Origin of the sequence: Paenalcaligenes sp. Me52, assembly GCF_050487965.1 — a bacterium.
GTDB lineage: Bacteria > Pseudomonadota > Gammaproteobacteria > Burkholderiales > Burkholderiaceae_B > Paenalcaligenes.
This window is the reverse complement of the sequence record NZ_JBKQFO010000050.1, coordinates 1-584: the sequence shown is the minus strand read 5'-3', so window position 1 is coordinate 584 and position 584 is coordinate 1. Positions and strand designations below refer to the sequence as shown.

Here is a 584-nt window from a genome sequence, read left to right as displayed (position 1 = left end):
ATTCAGTAGCCAGACAAGTGTTGACTCACTGATATTACAGTCTGCAACAATAACCTTCGCTCCCTGAATAAAATCAATATGCTGTGATAAAAACTCAGCTGAAATATGTTCACTAATCGTCATGTCATTTATTGCCACCAACATTTCACCGGTTTTATCGAGAAGTGATAAATAACTTGAGGTATTTTCTCCATTAACAATCAGACATTTATCAACATTAACGCCGGACTGAGTCGTTTGTGCTAATAATGATTGCCCGTAGAAATCATCTCCCACAGCTGACATCAGCCATGAGTTTTTACCCAGCAGAGCAAGATTATGTGCAATATTACGCCCCACACCTCCGGGCGTGAATTTAATCTTCCCCGGGTTAGAATCAGCATAATTTAAGGAGGCATACGAATATCCGGCTATATCTATATTGGCAGAGCCAATTGTGATGATGTATTCCTTATCACACATGGCACATCTCCTGACATTTAAAAACACAAAAATAATAAATCTGTATTTCTATTCGACCACGCAGATAGAGTTGAACATATATTCAAAATCAAACATGTGTTCACTTTATGCCTGTTTTTAGA

At 37.8% G+C, this 584-nt stretch carries 1 protein-coding gene; it reads right to left on the bottom strand.

Features of this window, described 5'->3' with window-relative positions; translation table 11 throughout:
* The coding region (locus ACLO87_RS16910) for a PfkB family carbohydrate kinase (RefSeq protein WP_430224360.1) at window positions 1-462 on the bottom strand (462 nt) is incomplete at its 3' end.
* Window positions 463-584 lie beyond the last annotated feature (122 nt).